Annotated in this window: 2 protein-coding genes; both read left to right on the top strand. The window is 50.2% G+C overall.

Going from position 1 to position 1,410, the window contains the following annotated elements; all coding sequences use genetic code 11:
* Window positions 1-84: 84 nt before the first annotated feature.
* Window positions 85-417, top strand: coding sequence for a transposase (locus BCM02_RS35045; RefSeq protein WP_148933749.1), 333 nt, complete (start codon window positions 85-87; stop codon window positions 415-417).
* A gap of 17 nt (window positions 418-434) precedes the next feature.
* Window positions 435-1,340, top strand: a complete 906-nt coding sequence (locus BCM02_RS35050; protein WP_281288277.1) for an IS3 family transposase — start codon at window positions 435-437, stop codon at window positions 1,338-1,340.
* Window positions 1,341-1,410: the final 70 nt, after the last annotated feature.

The following is a 1,410-nucleotide window of genomic DNA, read 5'->3' on the forward strand; positions in this document are numbered from 1 at the left end:
TAACTCTTAAGCCCCGAAATTGGATTTGAGTCTAGACTACTTAACGTAGTAAGCTAGAAGCAGAACCAGTGGAGGGGATTTTTTATGCAACGGAGACGGTTTACGATTGAGTTCAAACAACAGGTTATTCAGGAAGCCAAAGAGGTGGGGAATGCAGCGCAGGTTGCACGTCGCCATAACATAAATCCAAAGATGCTGTATCGTTGGATAGATCAAGCTGAACATACGGATTGGAAAACAACGGATGCCTCGTCCAAAGCGGTGGCGGCCTATACACCTTCCCCTCAAGAGTTTCGTTCGCTTGAAGGCGAAAACAAACAACTGAAGGAGCTCCTAGGCGAGAAAGACCTGGAGATCGCTGTGCTTCGTGACTTGCTAAAAAAGCAGAACCCAGCTTATCGGACAAAATTGAAGTAGCCGACAAATGGATTAAGCTGGGACACGCGGTTAGCCGCATTCTGCGGATCGTCGGTGTAAGCGAACAAATCTATTATTACCGGAAGAAACAACAAAGCAACGAGCGTTCCTCCGAACGCAAAGGCGGTCGTCCAGCCCCTGGTTTCTCGATGACACAATCCGGCGTACCGATCAGCGATGGACAGATCCAAGAATGGCTATGTGAGCTGTTGAGCGGAGAGACGGACGTGTATGGATACCGGAAGCTGACCGTCTGCCTGCGGCGTGACTATGGCCTGATCATCAACAAGAAGAAGGTCTATCGCCTGCTCGATGAGATGGACATGCTGCAGCCGCAGCGACGTAAACGGACGAAATACCCGCGTCGATTAGCCAACAACCGGGAGATTAAAGCGCCCAACGAGCTCTGGGAAATGGACATCAAGTATGGCTACATTGCAGGCGAACAGCGCTTCTTTTATGTCCTGTGCACGATCGATGTGTTAGACCGCGAGGTCATTGATTTTCACATGGGACTGTCTTGTGAAGGGAAACATGCCGCTGGGCTTATTCAGCGTGCCTTGTGGCAGCGCCAGCTATTCGAGAAGGAACAGCGTCCCGTGATTCGAACAGACAACGGGCCGCAGTTTATTTCGCATGTCTACGAGGAGGCGTGCGAGACGTATGGCGTCACCCACGAAAGAATTCCGCCTAAGACGCCAAACAAGAACGCGCATATTGAGGCCTTTCACAGCTTGTTGGAAGCAGAATGCCTGCAGCGCTATGAGTTTAGCAGCTACCAGGAAGCGTACGAGATTGTGACCGGTTATATTCGTTTTTACAACGAACGCCGAATGCACGGGAGTTTGTATGACCTGGCACCGAAGGAGTTTCGCAAAGCCTTGGCGGCTGGAGAAATTCAAGCTAAAGCGGTAAAAGTGTGAGGAAAGTGAAGAGAATCTAAGCGCTAGGTAGGTTAAGTGGCATAGACTCAAGAATTCGGGTGTTTAACCG

Origin of the sequence: Paenibacillus methanolicus (genome assembly GCF_008124765.1) — a bacterium.
Taxonomy (GTDB): Bacteria; Bacillota; Bacilli; order Paenibacillales; family Paenibacillaceae; genus Paenibacillus_Z; species Paenibacillus_Z methanolicus.